We start from the raw sequence: 14,866 nt of genomic DNA on the forward strand, positions 1-14,866 counted from the left end.
GTGCTTGACGCACGGCCCCGGCCTTTTTTCACAACTGATTCAAAAGAGGCCGCAGAAAGGCTTCATCCACCCAGTCGCAGCGTTTTCCGTCCGCCTCCCGCAGCGCTTCGGCCCAGGGCGGCATCGAGGCAGGCGGATGCTTCTCCAGCGAGCGGCGCAGCAACCGGCACAGGGTTCTGTCTTTCCAGGTCATGGCCTGCTCATCACAGGCGCCCCGGCAATACACAAAAGGAATGTGCTCCAACGGGCCCTGAAAATTGGCGCGACGAATCTTTTCCACTTCTTCAGCATCCAGAGGGGAAGCTCCCACTCCAAAAACCAAAATCCTCTTTTGCGGCATCTTCGCGCAAAATTTTTTCAAAAACGGCACACAGGATACACGGCCGGCGTAAAGGCCGCCGCCCGCCAGAACGGTATCAAAGCCGGCCAGTTCTTCCACTTTCAGGCCTCGGATCTCACGGCAGGGACACTCCAGCTTCTGCGCCAGCATGTGGGCATACCGGGCGGTGGAGCCATATTTTGAGCGATAGATCACCACGGCATTCATTGCTGCATCTCCTTTCCCCCGGCTTCGATCCGCCCGGTGCCTTCATAAAGTTTCATCATACATTCATAAAACAGGCTCAGCTGCTTGTCCGAGTAATCCGCAAACAAAAGATGCAACTTCTCCTCATGAACGTGCGCATAGTCTGCCAGAAACTGCTCCGTTTTTGGGGTCGGAACAATGGCGCAGGCACGCGGGTCCGCCGCATTGGCGCGCAGCTCTACAAATCCATTTTTCTGCAGGAGGGCCGCCAGTTTCTTAATGTTCTGACGGGAACACCCCAGCATCCGTCCCAGTTCCATAAAGGTGGGGCTTTCTCCGTGCATCTGCGCCTGGCGCGCCATGACCAAAAGCATAAACTGCTTCAGTGTTAATTCACCCTGCTCCTTATCAAAGGCGGTCTGCAGGCGGTTTTGCAGAATAAACAAACTTGCAAACAATCCTTTCTCCTGCTTTGCGCGCCCCAAACCGTATTCCTGCATCCACTTTTCCATGGTCAACACCTCTTTCTTATATTAGCAACTAGTTACTAATATGTCAATAAAAAAAGACCCGCTGTCAGCGGGTCTCTTTTTCCGGGAATGAACTGTCCGGTTTTTTCAGGGAAAACGTCGAACGAAGTGCGCCAAAGCGGCAGGCCTTCAGGCAGGCGCCGCAGCGAATGCACTGGGTGGAGTTGGGGGTCTTCCACACCGGAATGTCCAGTTTGCACGCCGCTTGACAAGCGCCGCAATGGGTACACTTGGAAACATCCACCTGAAACCGATACAGCGCAATGGGATTGAACAGGCCGTACACAGCTCCCAGCGGACAGGCATAGCGGCAAAACGAGCGATTGACCAGCACAGACAGCGCCAGAACCAGAACAAGCAGTGCCATTTTCCAGGCGTAAAGCCACCCCAGAGAACGGCGAAGCCCCTCGTTGAGCCACACCAGCGGAATGCCGCCGAACAGCGTCCCGCTGGGGCAGACATAGCTGCAGAACCAGGGCTTTCCCTGCCCGACAAAATCCACCACCACCAAGGGCAACAGAATGACGAACACCGCCAGAAGCACATAGCGCAGGAATTTTAAAAAGCGGTCGCCCGGCAGGCGGCGCAGCTTGCGCGGAAAAGGAATTTTATACAACAGGTCCTGCACCAGGCCGAACGGGCACAGCCAGCCGCACACAAAACGCCCTGCCAGCGTCCCCACAAAGGCAAGAAACCCGAACACATACAGGGAGAAGCGGAAACTGGAACTGCCTAACACCGCCTGCAGCGCACCGATGGGACAGGCGCCCACCGCACCGGGGCAGGAATAGCAGTTCAGCCCGGGCACGCACAACTGTTTGAAAGGGCCGGAATAAATCCGCCCCTTTAAAAAACCCGTTACATAGCCATTGGTCAGCGCTGCAAATGCGATCTGGACCCAAAGGCGCAGATTCTTTTTTTGTTGTTTCAGCCAACTAGCCAAGACCAATACACTCCATGCAAATATTACTCGCCTTCATCCAGACCTGCTGGACTTCGCCCCGGACAGCGCCGGCTGCCATCATCCCCACAGCCGCCACCAGCAGTGCGGCTGCCAACCATCGTTTCGCCCGCTCGCTCATATCAGCCCGCCTGCTCCACTGCATCCAGATGCGCGTCGATATACGCCTGCCAGGCCTCTTTGGAGGGAATCATTCCCACCAGTGCATTGCCCACAGGCTTTCCCTCACTGTCCACAAAATAAGTGGTAGGGAACGCATACAGGCTGGACGCTAAATCACTGCGATACAGGTCCAGATCCATGGGAATATGCAGATAATCCGCACCGGTTTCCGTCACGATCTGCGCGGCTTTTTCCATTTGGCTGTCGCTGATGGTTCCGTCCGAATTGAGTACATCGCCCACAATGCCGATCACCTGCACGCCTTTTTCCGCGTACTCCTGGGCGATTTCTCCCAAGTCCGGCATTTCCTGCAGGCAGGGGCTGCAATAAGTGGCCCACACGTTGATGACCGTGAGCTTATAGTCTGCAAACACCGAAGCGTCCACCGGAGTCCCGTCCAGATCCTGCGCGGAGAGTTCGCTGAAATCCACCGGCGTATCGGTTCCGTCATATTCCGGGTCCACCTGATACCCTTCCTGAACCGACTGCGACTCACTGGCCGCAGATGAGGACGGCGGGGTCTGGGACGAAGAAGATGTGCTTTCGCTTTCGCCCGCGGATGCACAGCCGGCCAGCATGGCCGCAGCCAGCACTGCCGCTAACGTTTTTTTCCAGTTCTTCATACAAAACCTCCCGGGAAAGTTCTTTTTTGCATCATACCAGCCTGAGGCAGTCCCGTCAAGTGACTTTGTCACGTTCTGCCCGCTCTAAAAAAAGACGATTTTGCTTGCAAAATCGTCTTTTTCCATCACAGCACCTTGCCGAGAAAATCCTTCAGGCGCGGATTTTTGGGGTTTGCAAAGAATTCTTCCGGCGCGGCATCCTCTACAATGACGCCCTCGTCGATGAAAATCACTCTGCTTGCCACTTCCCGCGCAAACGCCATTTCGTGCGTGACAATGGCCATGGTCATGCCGTCCTGTGCCAGCTTCTGAATGACGTCCAGCACTTCGTGCACCATTTCGGGGTCCAGCGCACTGGTGGGTTCGTCAAATAGCATCACGTCCGGCTGCATGGCCAGGCAGCGCACAATGGCCACACGCTGCTTCTGGCCGCCCGAAAGCTGGATGGGATACGCCCCGGCGCGATCGGCCAGGCCCACGCGGCCCAGCAGCTCCAGGGCATTTTTTTCCGCTTCCGCCTTGGGCACGCCCTTGATTTTCGTCGGTCCCAGCGTGATATTGTCCATCACGGTCATATTGTTGAACAAGTTGAAGTTCTGGAACACCATGCCGATCTTCTGGCGCATTTTGTTGATGTCCGTCTGCTTGGAAGTAATGTCCACGCCTTCAAAAATAATCTGGCCGCCGGTGGGGACCTCCAACAGATTCAGGCAGCGGAGGAACGTGGATTTACCAGACCCTGACGGGCCGATCACCGCCAGCACGTCCCCTTTGCAGATGTCAATGGAGATGCCTTTGAGCACTTCCAGATGCTTGAATTTCTTTTCAAGGCCCTTGACCTCGATGAGCTTATCTTGTGACACTCTTGCTCATCCTCCTCTCAAACGCGGCCACCAGCTTGGACAGCGGGAACACGATGATGAAATACAGAATCGCAGCGATGACATAGCACTCCAGACTGCGGTAAGTAGCAGCGCGCACGTCGCCCGCGCGGAACATGATCTCATGCAGGCCGATCATGTTCAAAACGCTGGTCTCCTTGATCATGGTGACGAACTCATTGGCCAGCGCGGGCAGAATGTTGCGGATGGCCTGCGGCAGAATGACATAGCGCATGGCCTGGCCCTGCGTCAGGCCAATGGCGCGGGCCGCTTCCAGCTGGCCGCCCTCCACAGCGCCGATGCCGCTTCGGATGACCTCACTCAGGTATGCGCCCGAGTTCAGGCTGACGGAAATCAGGCCCCAGAAAAGAATGGTGAAGTTCGTATCCGAAAATTTCAAGCCGGCGGCCGAAGCGCCGAAATAAATGATCATGACCTGTACCATCAGCGGAGTAGCACGCAGCACTTCCACATAGGCGGTGCACAAAAAGCGCACCACACCTTTCAGCGTCTTCTTCAGGCTTCCGTCCGTGTTGGCGGGCTTCCACATACGGCCGCCGGCAATCAGCAGGCCCAGGCAGACGCCCATCAACACCGCAAAAAAGGAGACCAGAAGGGTGTTCTTTACGCCATCCCAATAAAAGCTTGAATATTTGAGCCATATTTTCCACATGGTCTCAAACGAGAAAATGCTGCTCATAACTTCCTCCTCTTACCTTACAATAGAACAAAACACTCCGGCGGAACGGCCTGCGTTCCGCCGGATCGTGCATTTTGTCTGCTTACTCAATGCCCAGCTCGGAAGTTTTCTCCATCGCTTCCACATACCACTCGGAGATCTTTCCGCTCTCCTCGTACTCGGCAATTTTTTCGTTGATGAACTCCTGCAGGCTGGTATTGCCCTTCATCACGCCTGCGCAGAAGCCGCTTTCGTCCGACTCAATCACCAGCGTGCTGATGCCGATGCCCTCGTAGTTTTTCACATACTGCTCGGCGCTCACCTTATCGATCAGAACCGCTTCGCAGTTGCCGGCCACCAGCTCCATCACAGCTGCGGGGAACTGAGGCAGCAGGTTCGCCGTGACATTGGGAAACTGCTCTTCCAGCAGCGTTTGCTGAACGGTGCCCTTCTGCGTTGCAATGGTCTTTCCGTCCAAATCGGAGATCTGCGTATAGGTTTCTTCCTGACCTGCCGGTACCAGCAGCACCTGGCCGCCTTCAAAATACAGATCACTGAAGTCGATGCTCTGTTTGCGCTCTTCCGTAGCGGACAGACCGGCCAGTGCGATGTCGGCCGCACCGGACTGAACTGCAGGCACAACGCCGTCAAAAGCAATGTCCATGATCTCCAGCTCCACGCCCAGGTCATCGGCCAGCGCCTGCATGATGGACGGGTCCAGGCCAACGATGTTTCCCTCTACGTCTTTAAACTCAAAGGGTGCGTACTGGCTCTCGGTTGCCACGATCAGCTTGCCGCGCTCCTGAATGGCTTCTACCGTGTGCTCGGCTACATTTCCTTCCACCGCAGAGGTGGAATCCGCCGCAGAAGCGGAACCTGCAGACGTGGAACCTGTCTCCATAGAAACATCGCTGTTCACCGTGGGCTCACCGCCGCACGCCACCAAACTGAACGCCATGGTCAACGCTGCCAAAATGGCTGCAACTTTTTTCATCATAAGACTTCCTCTCCTCCAAAACAGCACCGTGTATTTTCACGGCTTTGTCTCTTTCACTGTGCTCTCATTATATGCGCATATTTATGCAAAGTCAAGGGTATAGCCTGTATATTTTATCATTTCGTGAATTTTAACAGCAAAAGACTTTTGCCTCTTCAGATTCTGTGCGTTTCGCTCAACTCCCGGTAAATTTTGCCGATTCGTATTCCACTTTCCAACATTTTCCGCAAAGACAGCATGCATATTTCTGCTGCATAGAATGAATATTATGTATAAAACCGCATCGGTCACAAATCAGTCAAAACGCAAGAAACCTTTTCGAAACATCCACTATTTTAGTGCATTTCATGGAAAATGCAACGAACCAACTCTTTCCGCTTGTATTTTACCGTATTTCGAATTTATACTTAATAGCACAAGATACTATTAGTATTTGGCGCCCAAGTGGATTTTGAAAGAAATCAGTCGCCGGGAAACAAAATTGTTTTCCGGTTTTTTCTTTGTCCGGGCGCATCATTCGGAAAGGACGTGCAACATTGAAAAGAGCAACCGCTTACTTACTGAGCTTTTGCCTGGTGTTCTCGCTTGCCGCCCAAACGCCTCGTGCTTGGGCAGATGAGATTCCGGCACTGCCCTCGGAAAGTGTGACCGAACCCCAGCCCGAATCGGCTGCCGGCGAGTCCGAAGAAGAGCTTTCCTCTCAGGACCCGCAGCCGGAAACTCCCATCGAGGAGACCGAGCCGGAAGGCGCTTTCACCGAACCCGATTCTTCGGTGGAGGCGGAAGAAGCCCTTCCGGAAGAGGCGGAACCCGAAGAGGAACCCGGCGAAGAGGACCCGGAGCTTCTGACACTGGCCGAGGAGGCAGAAGAAGAGCCCGGTGCCCCGGTGGGCGCGCTGGAAATCACCATCATCGCCGCCCTGCCCCTGGAAAAGGACACTTCGTTCCAGGCGACGCTGGACGGCCCCAGTGCCCGCAGCGAAACAATTCTGCTTCCTGCCGCATCATCCGACACGCTGCCCATGGGCAAGCTGAGCCTGAGCGGACTGGAAAACGGAACGTATACATTGACGCTGCGCGGAGCCGGCTTTGCAACATATACACAAAGCTTTGAAGTAAACGGCCTTGTGTACGAAATGCAGCTGTACACCGATCAGATTTCCGGTTTTCAGAGCGGCAAAGCCCCGGGTGTGCTGCTCATTGGCGACGTGAACGCCAGCGGCACGGTGGACGGCACCGACCTGTCCTCCCTGATCGATGTTCTGGAGAGCGACGGATACGACGGCAGCTGCGACCTGAACGGAGACGGCACCGTTGATCTGCTGGACCTGCAGCTTCTGGCCGGAAGCTACAATACCGGCGTCGGCCGGCAGGCCTTCCTTTCCACCCGTTTGCCCGCCGCGCTGGCGCAGACCGCCGCCGGTCAGCAGACGCAGATTCAGGGCGATGTAAACGAGGTACTGAACAGCACCGGCAGCGTTCTTTTGGAGAACACCGCCGGCGCCATCACGCCCGATACCCCCGCGGTTCTGGACTTTGATTTTGCCGGAGAGGACAAGGCTCCGGTCGTCATGGAAGGAATGAGCATCCAATCGCCGCTGGGCACGGACAACACCGTCACTCAGGCCACGATCCACGTGGTGTATGAGGACGCCGACGGCGTTGAGCGCGAGATGGACATCCCCGTGAGCATCGTATCCACACTGGCCCGTTTGGGTGGCGTGCAGCAGCAGGCCGACGGCACCCTGGTGGTGGACTTCGGCGGACAGATTGCCGTCAAGAAGGTTTCTCTGCGCATCACGGCCACCTCCGGCAGCAGCAATCTGGCGGAAATCTCCAAGGTGGAGTTTCTCAACGACATGGAGAGCCGGATCCCTGCCCCTCAGATGGACATTCCCGCCAACGTTCGGGTGGAAAATGGCCACCGTGAATTTACTGTGACCTGGGACAACGCGGTCAACGTGACCGGATACGAAGTGCTGGTCCAGCACGGCGGTGTACAGGAGACTTACAAAACCGCAACCAACCAGCTGACCATCACCCGCTTTGCCGGTGACAAGCTGGTCAACCAGACAGAGTACACGGTACAGGTACAGTCCCTGAATGGCGAATGGCGCAGCGGCTACGGCGACGCGGTCATCGCACGGCCCGAGGCCACCAAAAAGCCCGCCGCACCGGATTATCTGAACCTGACCGGCAAATTCCAGCGCATTGAAGCCAGCTGGAAAGCCATGGACGATACCGATACTTACAATCTTTACTATCGTGAGGCGGACACCGGCGAATACATCTGCGTCCGCGGCATCGAGACAAACAGCTACACCATTGGCGGATTGAAAAACAACACGCGCTATCAGGTGTATGTCACCGGCGTCAATGATTTGGGCGAAGGCGATGCCTCGCTGGTTGCGGCGGCTTCTACCGTCAACGTGACGCCGCCCACCCTGCCCGCCTATCAGCTGATCAACACCGCCGGAGATGCAGGTCAAACGACTGCCCACATCACCTCTGTGACGCACAAGGTTGGCTTTATGAAAGACAGCCCTCTGGATGAAGGCGACGCTTCCAGCGCTCTGGGTGTGGTCGACAATGACTACACTTCCTTCTACCAGCTCAACGACTGGGACGACGGAGCGGTTTACCCCGATAACGGCGGTCTGCGCTTCACCTTTGACCAGACTTACCACATTGGAGCCATTGCCCTGGCGCAGCCCGAAGACGCGGGCATGTACGGCCATGTTCGCCTGTATGCCACCGATGAAAACGGAAAGGAACAGCAGATTTCCGGCGTGACCATCGGCCAGCGTTCCAGCGAAAACGGGCGCAAATATTACTATATTAAGATTCCCGGCGGTGTGACCACCCAGTCCCTGCGTCTGTGCGTAGGTCATCTGTACGGCGGCAGCTACGTCACGGTTGCGGAGGTGCGCTTCTACGCGTACGACAGCATTGAGGATGACATTCTGGCGCTGTACGCAGACGATCTGCACATCACCCTGAAACCGGAGGTAAATGCGGACACCATTGCTGCGCTTCGCACCCGGCTGGATACCCCCGACCCGGTCAGCGGAGAAAAACATCCGGAATACACGAACCTTCTGAAAGAACTGGAAAACGCCGAGGGCCTGCTGGATTCTCAGCTGCGCCAGACGATTTCCATCGATCCGACCATCACAGCCGCTGCAGACAAACATCTGGGCTTCACCGGTCTGAACGCCTGGCAGCCCCTGGGCGTAACCGCCCACGCCGGCGAGCAGATCGTGATCTATGTGGGTCACAACACGCTGAAGACCGGCGCCAAGACCAACCTGCAGCTGATTGCCACCCAGTACAACGCTGAGGTTTCCAATTATCAGTCCAAGCCCATCTCTCTGAACGTGGGCCGCAACGAGATCACCATTCCCCAGATTCAGACCCTGGATACCGAACAGGGCGGTGCTTTGTACATTCAGTACGTAGGCAGCAATGCTGCGGATCAGTACTCTGTACGCGTCAGCGGCGGAACGCCCATTGCCGTGCTGGATCTCCACGGCGTGACAGACGCCCAGCAGCGCCTGGCGCTGACCCGCACCTACGTAGAGCAGCTGGAGCAGCAGGTGGCTGCGCTGAAGCAGAGCCATGACGAGCTGCACCAGGGCAGCGGTATCGCAGCCGTGGACTTCGCGTACAATGAGCAAGACTGCATTCTGGGCGCCACGGACATCGTGCTGGACCAGATGATGTACTCGGTCTCCGCCCAGCAGCTTCTGGCCGGGCTCTCCGGTTCGCTGGATGAAAAAGCCCGTCAGCTGTGCAACTCTCTGGACGCCATGGACCAGATGATGACGGTGTTCTATCAGCACAAAGGTCTGACGGACGCCGCGGACGCCGGCGAGAAAAACCGTCTGCCCGCCCAGCATCTGAACATTCGCTATCACCGCATGTTTGCAGGGGCGTTCATGTACGCGGCCGGCAACCACATCGGCATCGGCTGGGGCTCTGTGCCCGGTCTGGCACAGGGTTCGCCCATGGTGCTGGACGAAAACGGCCGCTATACGGGCGGCCAGTGGTTCGGCTGGGGCATCGCCCACGAAATCGGCCACAACATCAACCAGGGCAGCTATGCCGTGGCAGAGGTGACCAACAACTACTTCTCGCAGATCTCCCAGTCCTATGAGGGCGTACGGTTCGGATACGACGCGGTCTATGAAAAGGTGACCAGCAACACCACCGGCCCCTCCAGCGACGTATTCACGCAGCTGGCCATGTACTGGCAGCTGCACCTGGCGTACGACACCGGCTATGAGTATCAGGTGTACGACAGCTATGCGGAAATTGCCGCCAATCGCTTCTTTGCCCGTGTGGACAGCTATTCGCGCAACCCGTCTCAGGCACCCGGAGAGGTGGCCCTGACGCTGAACGGCAGCGCGGACCAGAACTTCATGCGTCTGGCGGGTGCGGCCGCGCAAAAAGACCTGACGGACTTCTTCACCCGCTGGGGTCTGATTCCCGACGAAACCACGGCCGCCTATCTGGCCCAGTTCCCGGCGGAAGAGCGCGCGGTGTACTATGTGAACGACAGTGCGCGCGACTATGCGCTGACCCATCCGGACGCTGCCGGAGCCGTCACCGGCTTGAACGTGGTGGGCGATGACACCGCTGCTGCGGTGGACGCATCCGTTCCCAACCAGGTCCATCTGCAGCTGACCAGCACCGCAGACCCGGACGTGATCCTCGGTTACGAGATCGCCCGTGTTACGTATGCAAACGGTCAGCCCCAGCGTCAGGTGGTCGGCTTTACCACCGGCACTTCCTTCACGGACACCGTGACGACCATGAACAACCGCACCGTGACCTATGAGGTCGCTGTGATCGACCGCTACCTGAACCGCTCTGCGGTAAAAACGCTGGAGCCGGTGAAAATTGCCCACGAAGGCGATTATGACAAAACCATGTGGAGTGCCTCCACCAACATGACCTCTGCGGATGACGGCGTCACCGCCCCCGGCACCGAGGAAGACCCCTGCGCGCCGCAAGCGGAATCCGCCATCTCCCGCATTCTGGACAACGACGCCGCCACCACCTACACCGGCAGCGCCTCCGGCGAGGCCACCATTACGCTGGACTTCCACCAGACGCTGGCCGTGACCGGTCTGCGCTATACCGTCACCGACGGAACTCCCATCCAGGAGTACCAGGTGGATGTCTCCAACAACGGCGTGTGGACCACTGTGGCTTCCGGTACGTTTGCACCGGAAAAAGGCGTGGCCAAGCTGTTCTTCACCAACGGAGAAGACCCCTGGGTATGCACCTACGACGCCCAGCAGCTGCGCCTGACCGTAAAATCCCCCAAGGGTGAGGTTTCCGTGTCTGAGCTGGATGTGTTCGGCCCCACGGGCGACAACATTGAGCTGAGCGCCACCGAGGACGGCGTGCCCGCCATCGGCCGCCTGACGGCGGATTACGTGTACGACAAGGAGACCGGCGCAGCCATTCCGGCCGGTTCCATCCTGTTCATGGGCACGTACAAGGGCAACCCCGCCTATAACGTGGTAATGGTGTACGACGAGGCCGGCAACGTGGTCGGCAACATCGACGCCGAAGGAAACATCCTCAGCGAACAGATCATCCTCGCTCCTGTCCCCGAAGAGGGCGAACTGGGCGAAACCAGCGACGGGCGCTGGATCTACTGGCTGACGCCGGATCAGCTGCCCCAACAGCTTCCCACACAGGTGCGTGCCGAGCTGTACCGCGTGGACAACGCCCTGACCAACGAGGGACAGCGCCTGGTCAGCGATACCCTTCCGGTTCGTCTGCCTGAGCAGCTTCCCGATATCACCATTGAACAATAAAGGAGTCAACGCATGAAAAAGCACTTTTTCAGCCTGCTGCTGTGCGCCGTGCTGTTCACCGTCCTTCTGCCCGCCGGCGCATTTGCCGCGGGCGGAACCGTGACGCTGACACCCCGGCAGGACAGCGCCGGCGTCATTGTAACGCTGCCCCAAGGCGCCGACAGCGGCGTGACGTCCCTGCGGCTGAGCTTTCAGGTTCAGCTGACCGGCGGTGACGCTGAAAAGACCAGCGCGCAGTTCGCCTTTGACGGCGCGCTGGCCGGCTCGGTGCACGAATATCGCTACGACGCACAGACCGGTCGCCTGAATCTCTATGTATCCGGCCGCGACCGGCTGTTCACCGACAATACCGTCAGCCTGGGGTCCGTGGTTCTCACCACAAGCGACACGGCGGGCGCGGCGGCCTCGGTCAGCGTGGTGGAAAATTCGCTGGAACTGGCCAATGCAGCCTACGGAAGCGACAAACCCGGCGTAGAGGCCCAAACCGTGGAACTGACCGTGGGCAACAGCGGCCAGAACCCTGTCCCGGATGACAGTTCCTCCTCTTCGTCCAGCTCTTCTTCCGAAAGTTCTTCTTCGGAACCGGCAACTTCGCAGCCCTCCGGAAACACTATGGGCGGAGGCACGACCCAGACCACTTCTCCGTCCAAAGGCGCCACCGGCAGCAGCAAGCCGCAGGCAAGCTCCTCTTCTGTGTCCGAATCCGCGGAGAACTCCGGTTCCCAAAGCACAGAGAGCAGCTCCGCATCCTCTTCTTCCACCAGCACCGCGGTTTCTTCGTCCTCTGCATCTCAGAGCGACGTGCAACCGGCCGAAGTGGTCAGCCCCATTCTGTATGTTGTCATCGGCGTTCTGCTCCTCGCGATACTCATCACCGCATTCGTTCTTTTCAAACGCCGCAGATAATTCAAAAGCGCCCGGAATCGTACGATTCCGGGCGCTTTTTTCAATCTGTCCACGCGCTTCCCGGTGCAGGCAGCGGTTTTTCTTCCAGCACATAGCGGCGGATGGCACGGGTCACGCCACAGTCGTTGTTGGAGGCAGCACGGTAACGGCCGTAGGGCGCCATTCCCTGTTCTGCATTGGCCATGAGAAAGCTGTACTGAGCCGCGCGCAGCAGCTCCGCATCGTTGTAAAAATCGCCGAAAGCCATGCTCTGCTCCCGGGCGATTCCCCATTTGTTCTGCATGGCGGTCAGCGCCGCGCCTTTGTCGATGCCCGGGTTCATGATATCCAGAAACACCGGGCCGGACCAGACCACCTGAAGCCTGCCTTCAAACCGGTCGCGCAAAGCCGGGTAGGCGTGCTGCCCCGCACCTTCCATATCGCACACGGCAATTTTAAAGATCGTGTCATCGATGGAAGCCGGGTCCGTATAGGTTTCATAATCCCGATAACTCAGCGCCAGCCGGGCCGTCAGTTCCGCGGAATCACGGAAGTCCCGAATATAGGTGTGCCGTGTCCCGCACAAAATCGCGCGCACGCGCGGCCCCAGCGTCTGCACTGCTGCGTCCACTGCCGCCACATCCTCCGGCCGCAGGTCACTGCGGAAGGTATTTTTTCCCTCTTCCACCCAGAACGCACCGTTGTCGCAGATGAGCGTCATGTGTTCCAGGGCTTTTCCAAATACATAGGACAGCGCCTGACGACTGCGCCCGCTGGCAGCCACAAACCGGATGTTTCTCTCGTTCAAAGCCTGCAGAATGCTGAAAAAATCCGGCGGCAGCTGCTTTTGATCGTTCAGCAGCGTTCCGTCCAGGTCCGTCGCAATCAATCGGATCAATCCAATCCCCTCCCGGCAAACAGGATAACACAAACACCGGCGGCGCGCAAGGAAGGCAGTCTTTTCTTCTCCCATGCGGTCCTCCAAGTCAACTTTTTTGAAAAAAGACGGCTTTTCTTCAGATTTTTTCAAGAAATACCCCGTATACTGAACCTGATCAAAAGGAGGGGACATTCTTGAAAAAGAGAAGGAAAGCCGCCAAACGCCACACAGGCTGTTTTTTCTTTCTGGCAATCGCGTGTCTGGGTCTGTTTGCTTTTCTCTATCTGTACGCAACGCCGGCACCGCAGGCCGGAACAAGCTGGCAGCAGCTGGATCAGCTGACTCTGACCAGCAAAAGCGCTGCCGTGTTGGACCGTGAAAGCGGTCAAATTGTATACGCCCGGGGAACCAGGCGGCGGGCGCCCGCCTCGCTGACCAAGCTGATGACCGCGCTGGTCACGGTGGAAACCACTTCTGACCTGGAACAGCGCGCGTCTCTCAGCAGCCAATGCTACAGCAATCTGATCGCGGCCAATGCGGCCATGGCAGGCTTTGCTCCCGGTGAGGCCGTCACCATCCGCGATTTGCTTCACGGGCTGCTGCTTCCTTCCGGAGCGGACGCGGCCGAAGCTCTGGCCGAATTTGTAAGCGGCAGTGAAGCGGACTTTGTCGAACAAATGAACAACCGTGCCAAAGCGCTGCAGCTGGACGACACCCATTTTACAAACGCCTGGGGAATGGACCAGTGGGGCATGTACTCCACTGCGTCGGACATCGCGCTTCTTTTGAACGCCGTGCTGAAAAACGATCTTTTGCGCGGTATTCTGACCACCCCCACCTACTGCACGGAAAGCGGATTGGAACTTTCCAGTACCCTTTTGGCCTGCGGGCAGGACCTGTCGCTGGCGCAGGGGCGGATTCTGGGTGGAAAAACCGGTTACACCGAAGCCGCCGGGCTTTGCCTGGCCAGCTTCGCCGAAATCGGCGGTCGTGAATACATTGTCGTCACCATGGGAGCGGATGGGAACCATACCACGTCCCCCTACCATATACAGGACACCATTGTCCTGTATAACGCAATTGGGAGACAGCTGGCTCATTGAGCCCTCTGTCTCCCGACGATTTTTCAGGAATTTGCCTCGCGAACGCTCTCCGGCGTCTGATACGTATATGTGTCCAACTCTGTTTCTTCACCGCTTGCCGGATAGTACGTCTCTGTCTCAGAAAGCTCCCGCATGCGGTCCTCGCCGTTCTTTTTCTCCTCTTGGGTAGGCAGACGGCACTGGAACGTCTGCCCTTCTCCCTCATCGTTGCTTACAGCGATATATGCCGGATACACTTCGCTTACTTCCAGCTGGTCTTCCGCGAAATGAAGGTACAAATGCGGCAATACATCTTTCTCAAAGAAGAAGGTCTGTAGCGCATTTTCCTTGGCGGAAAAAGAAAGGCGGTAGGTATCCTGGTCCACCTGCTCCGCGGCGGTGATGGCACGCATACCTCCCACACCGGAGTCCAACGTGCCTGCATAGTAAAAATAGCCGCCGTTCTCGCGGACAAAATAAATCAGATTCCGTCCGCTCATCCAACACTTTTCATCCCATTCGTCCGCGTTCAAACGCGTCCAAAGCGCATCCAAAAGGTCTTCTTCCTGCTCCTGTACCGGCGGAGCCGAAAGGGATATATCCACGGAAGGTGCTTCCGGTGCCTGCACAACGGAAGAAGTCCCTGCCTCTGATGCAGACACAGAAGATGAGGATGAAGGCGCCACGCCGCTGTCAGCCGCACAGGACATCAGCCCCAGAGTCAAAAGCATTGCCAGCAAAACCCCACTCCAATGTTTCATCATTTCATCTCCCTTGGACTAAAAAGGGCTACCCGAAAAACGGGCAGCCCCTTTTATTAAACGGAAAA

At 57.3% G+C, this 14,866-nt stretch carries 13 protein-coding genes; 3 read left to right on the forward strand and 10 right to left on the reverse strand.

The features are described 5' to 3' along the window. Positions 1–28 precede the first annotated feature (28 nt). The 8 genes from WMO24_RS01930 to WMO24_RS01965 all read right to left on the reverse strand — a co-directional run bounded on the left by WMO24_RS01930 (position 29) and on the right by WMO24_RS01965 (position 5,359). The gene (locus tag WMO24_RS01930) at positions 29–547 is read right to left on the reverse strand and encodes a flavodoxin domain-containing protein (protein WP_349214513.1); all 519 of its coding nucleotides are present in this window, start codon (positions 545–547) and stop codon (positions 29–31) included. Next, positions 544–1,038, reverse strand: a complete 495-nt coding sequence (locus tag WMO24_RS01935; protein WP_349214514.1) for a MarR family winged helix-turn-helix transcriptional regulator — start codon at positions 1,036–1,038, stop codon at positions 544–546. The genes WMO24_RS01930 and WMO24_RS01935 overlap by 4 nt, the downstream gene beginning before the upstream one ends. Positions 1,039–1,102: 64 nt before the next feature. After that, positions 1,103–1,999, reverse strand: a complete 897-nt coding sequence (locus WMO24_RS01940) for a 4Fe-4S binding protein (protein WP_349214515.1) — start codon at positions 1,997–1,999, stop codon at positions 1,103–1,105. Then, positions 1,992–2,138, reverse strand: coding sequence for a CD1871A family CXXC motif-containing protein (locus WMO24_RS01945; protein WP_349214517.1), 147 nt, complete (start codon positions 2,136–2,138; stop codon positions 1,992–1,994). Before WMO24_RS01945 ends, WMO24_RS01940 begins: the two co-directional genes overlap by 8 nt. Position 2,139: 1 nt before the next feature. Next, positions 2,140–2,802 carry a TlpA family protein disulfide reductase gene (locus WMO24_RS01950; protein WP_349214518.1) on the reverse strand — a complete coding sequence of 221 codons (663 nt, stop codon included), beginning with the start codon at positions 2,800–2,802 and terminating at the stop codon, positions 2,140–2,142. A 125-nt stretch (positions 2,803–2,927) separates the two neighbouring features. Further along, positions 2,928–3,665, reverse strand: coding sequence for an amino acid ABC transporter ATP-binding protein (locus WMO24_RS01955; RefSeq protein ID WP_349214520.1), 738 nt, complete (start codon positions 3,663–3,665; stop codon positions 2,928–2,930). Then, positions 3,652–4,383 carry an amino acid ABC transporter permease gene (locus tag WMO24_RS01960; RefSeq protein ID WP_349214522.1) on the reverse strand — a complete coding sequence of 244 codons (732 nt, stop codon included), beginning with the start codon at positions 4,381–4,383 and terminating at the stop codon, positions 3,652–3,654. Before WMO24_RS01960 ends, WMO24_RS01955 begins: the two co-directional genes overlap by 14 nt. Positions 4,384–4,465: 82 nt before the next feature. Continuing rightward, positions 4,466–5,359: a transporter substrate-binding domain-containing protein gene (locus tag WMO24_RS01965; protein WP_349214523.1), complete on the reverse strand. Its 894-nt coding sequence runs from the start codon at positions 5,357–5,359 to the stop codon at positions 4,466–4,468. Positions 5,360–5,895: 536 nt separating this feature from the next. Between WMO24_RS01965 and WMO24_RS01970 the strand changes: the two genes are divergently transcribed. After that, positions 5,896–11,190, forward strand: a complete 5,295-nt coding sequence (locus WMO24_RS01970; protein ID WP_349214525.1) for a fibronectin type III domain-containing protein — start codon at positions 5,896–5,898, stop codon at positions 11,188–11,190. A 12-nt stretch (positions 11,191–11,202) separates the two neighbouring features. Beyond that, positions 11,203–12,096 (forward strand): hypothetical protein, encoded by an 894-nt coding sequence (locus tag WMO24_RS01975; protein ID WP_349214527.1) that lies wholly within the window; start codon positions 11,203–11,205, stop codon positions 12,094–12,096. A gap of 40 nt (positions 12,097–12,136) precedes the next feature. Here WMO24_RS01975 and WMO24_RS01980 read toward each other — a convergent pair whose 3' ends face one another. Beyond that, positions 12,137–12,973, reverse strand: coding sequence for an HAD family hydrolase (locus tag WMO24_RS01980; RefSeq protein WP_349214529.1), 837 nt, complete (start codon positions 12,971–12,973; stop codon positions 12,137–12,139). Positions 12,974–13,149: 176 nt separating this feature from the next. On the opposite strand from WMO24_RS01980, the gene WMO24_RS01985 reads away from it, so the two are divergent. Continuing rightward, positions 13,150–14,058, forward strand: coding sequence for a D-alanyl-D-alanine carboxypeptidase family protein (locus WMO24_RS01985; RefSeq protein WP_349214530.1), 909 nt, complete (start codon positions 13,150–13,152; stop codon positions 14,056–14,058). A 23-nt stretch (positions 14,059–14,081) separates the two neighbouring features. Here WMO24_RS01985 and WMO24_RS01990 read toward each other — a convergent pair whose 3' ends face one another. Next, a complete protein-coding gene (locus tag WMO24_RS01990) occupies positions 14,082–14,801 on the reverse strand; it encodes a hypothetical protein (RefSeq protein WP_349214531.1) in 720 nt (239 codons plus the stop codon). Positions 14,802–14,866: the final 65 nt, after the last annotated feature.

Source organism: Ruthenibacterium intestinale (assembly GCF_040096265.1).
Classification (GTDB): domain Bacteria; phylum Bacillota; class Clostridia; order Oscillospirales; family Ruminococcaceae; genus Ruthenibacterium; species Ruthenibacterium komagatae.

Bases quoted from the DNA above. Each gene is read 5' to 3' on its own strand.
- WMO24_RS01930 (WP_349214513.1), bottom strand. From the start codon at position 547: ATGAATGCCGTGGTGATCTATCGCTCAAAATATGGCTCCACCGCCCGG.
- WMO24_RS01935 (WP_349214514.1), bottom strand. From the start codon at position 1,038: ATGGAAAAGTGGATGCAGGAATACGGTTTGGGGCGCGCAAAGCAGGAG.
- WMO24_RS01945 (WP_349214517.1), bottom strand. From the start codon at position 2,138: ATGAGCGAGCGGGCGAAACGATGGTTGGCAGCCGCACTGCTGGTGGCG.
- WMO24_RS01950 (WP_349214518.1), bottom strand. From the start codon at position 2,802: ATGAAGAACTGGAAAAAAACGTTAGCGGCAGTGCTGGCTGCGGCCATG.
- WMO24_RS01960 (WP_349214522.1), bottom strand. From the start codon at position 4,383: ATGAGCAGCATTTTCTCGTTTGAGACCATGTGGAAAATATGGCTCAAA.
- WMO24_RS01965 (WP_349214523.1), bottom strand. From the start codon at position 5,359: ATGATGAAAAAAGTTGCAGCCATTTTGGCAGCGTTGACCATGGCGTTC.
- WMO24_RS01975 (WP_349214527.1), top strand. From the start codon at position 11,203: ATGAAAAAGCACTTTTTCAGCCTGCTGCTGTGCGCCGTGCTGTTCACC.
- WMO24_RS01990 (WP_349214531.1), bottom strand. From the start codon at position 14,801: ATGATGAAACATTGGAGTGGGGTTTTGCTGGCAATGCTTTTGACTCTG.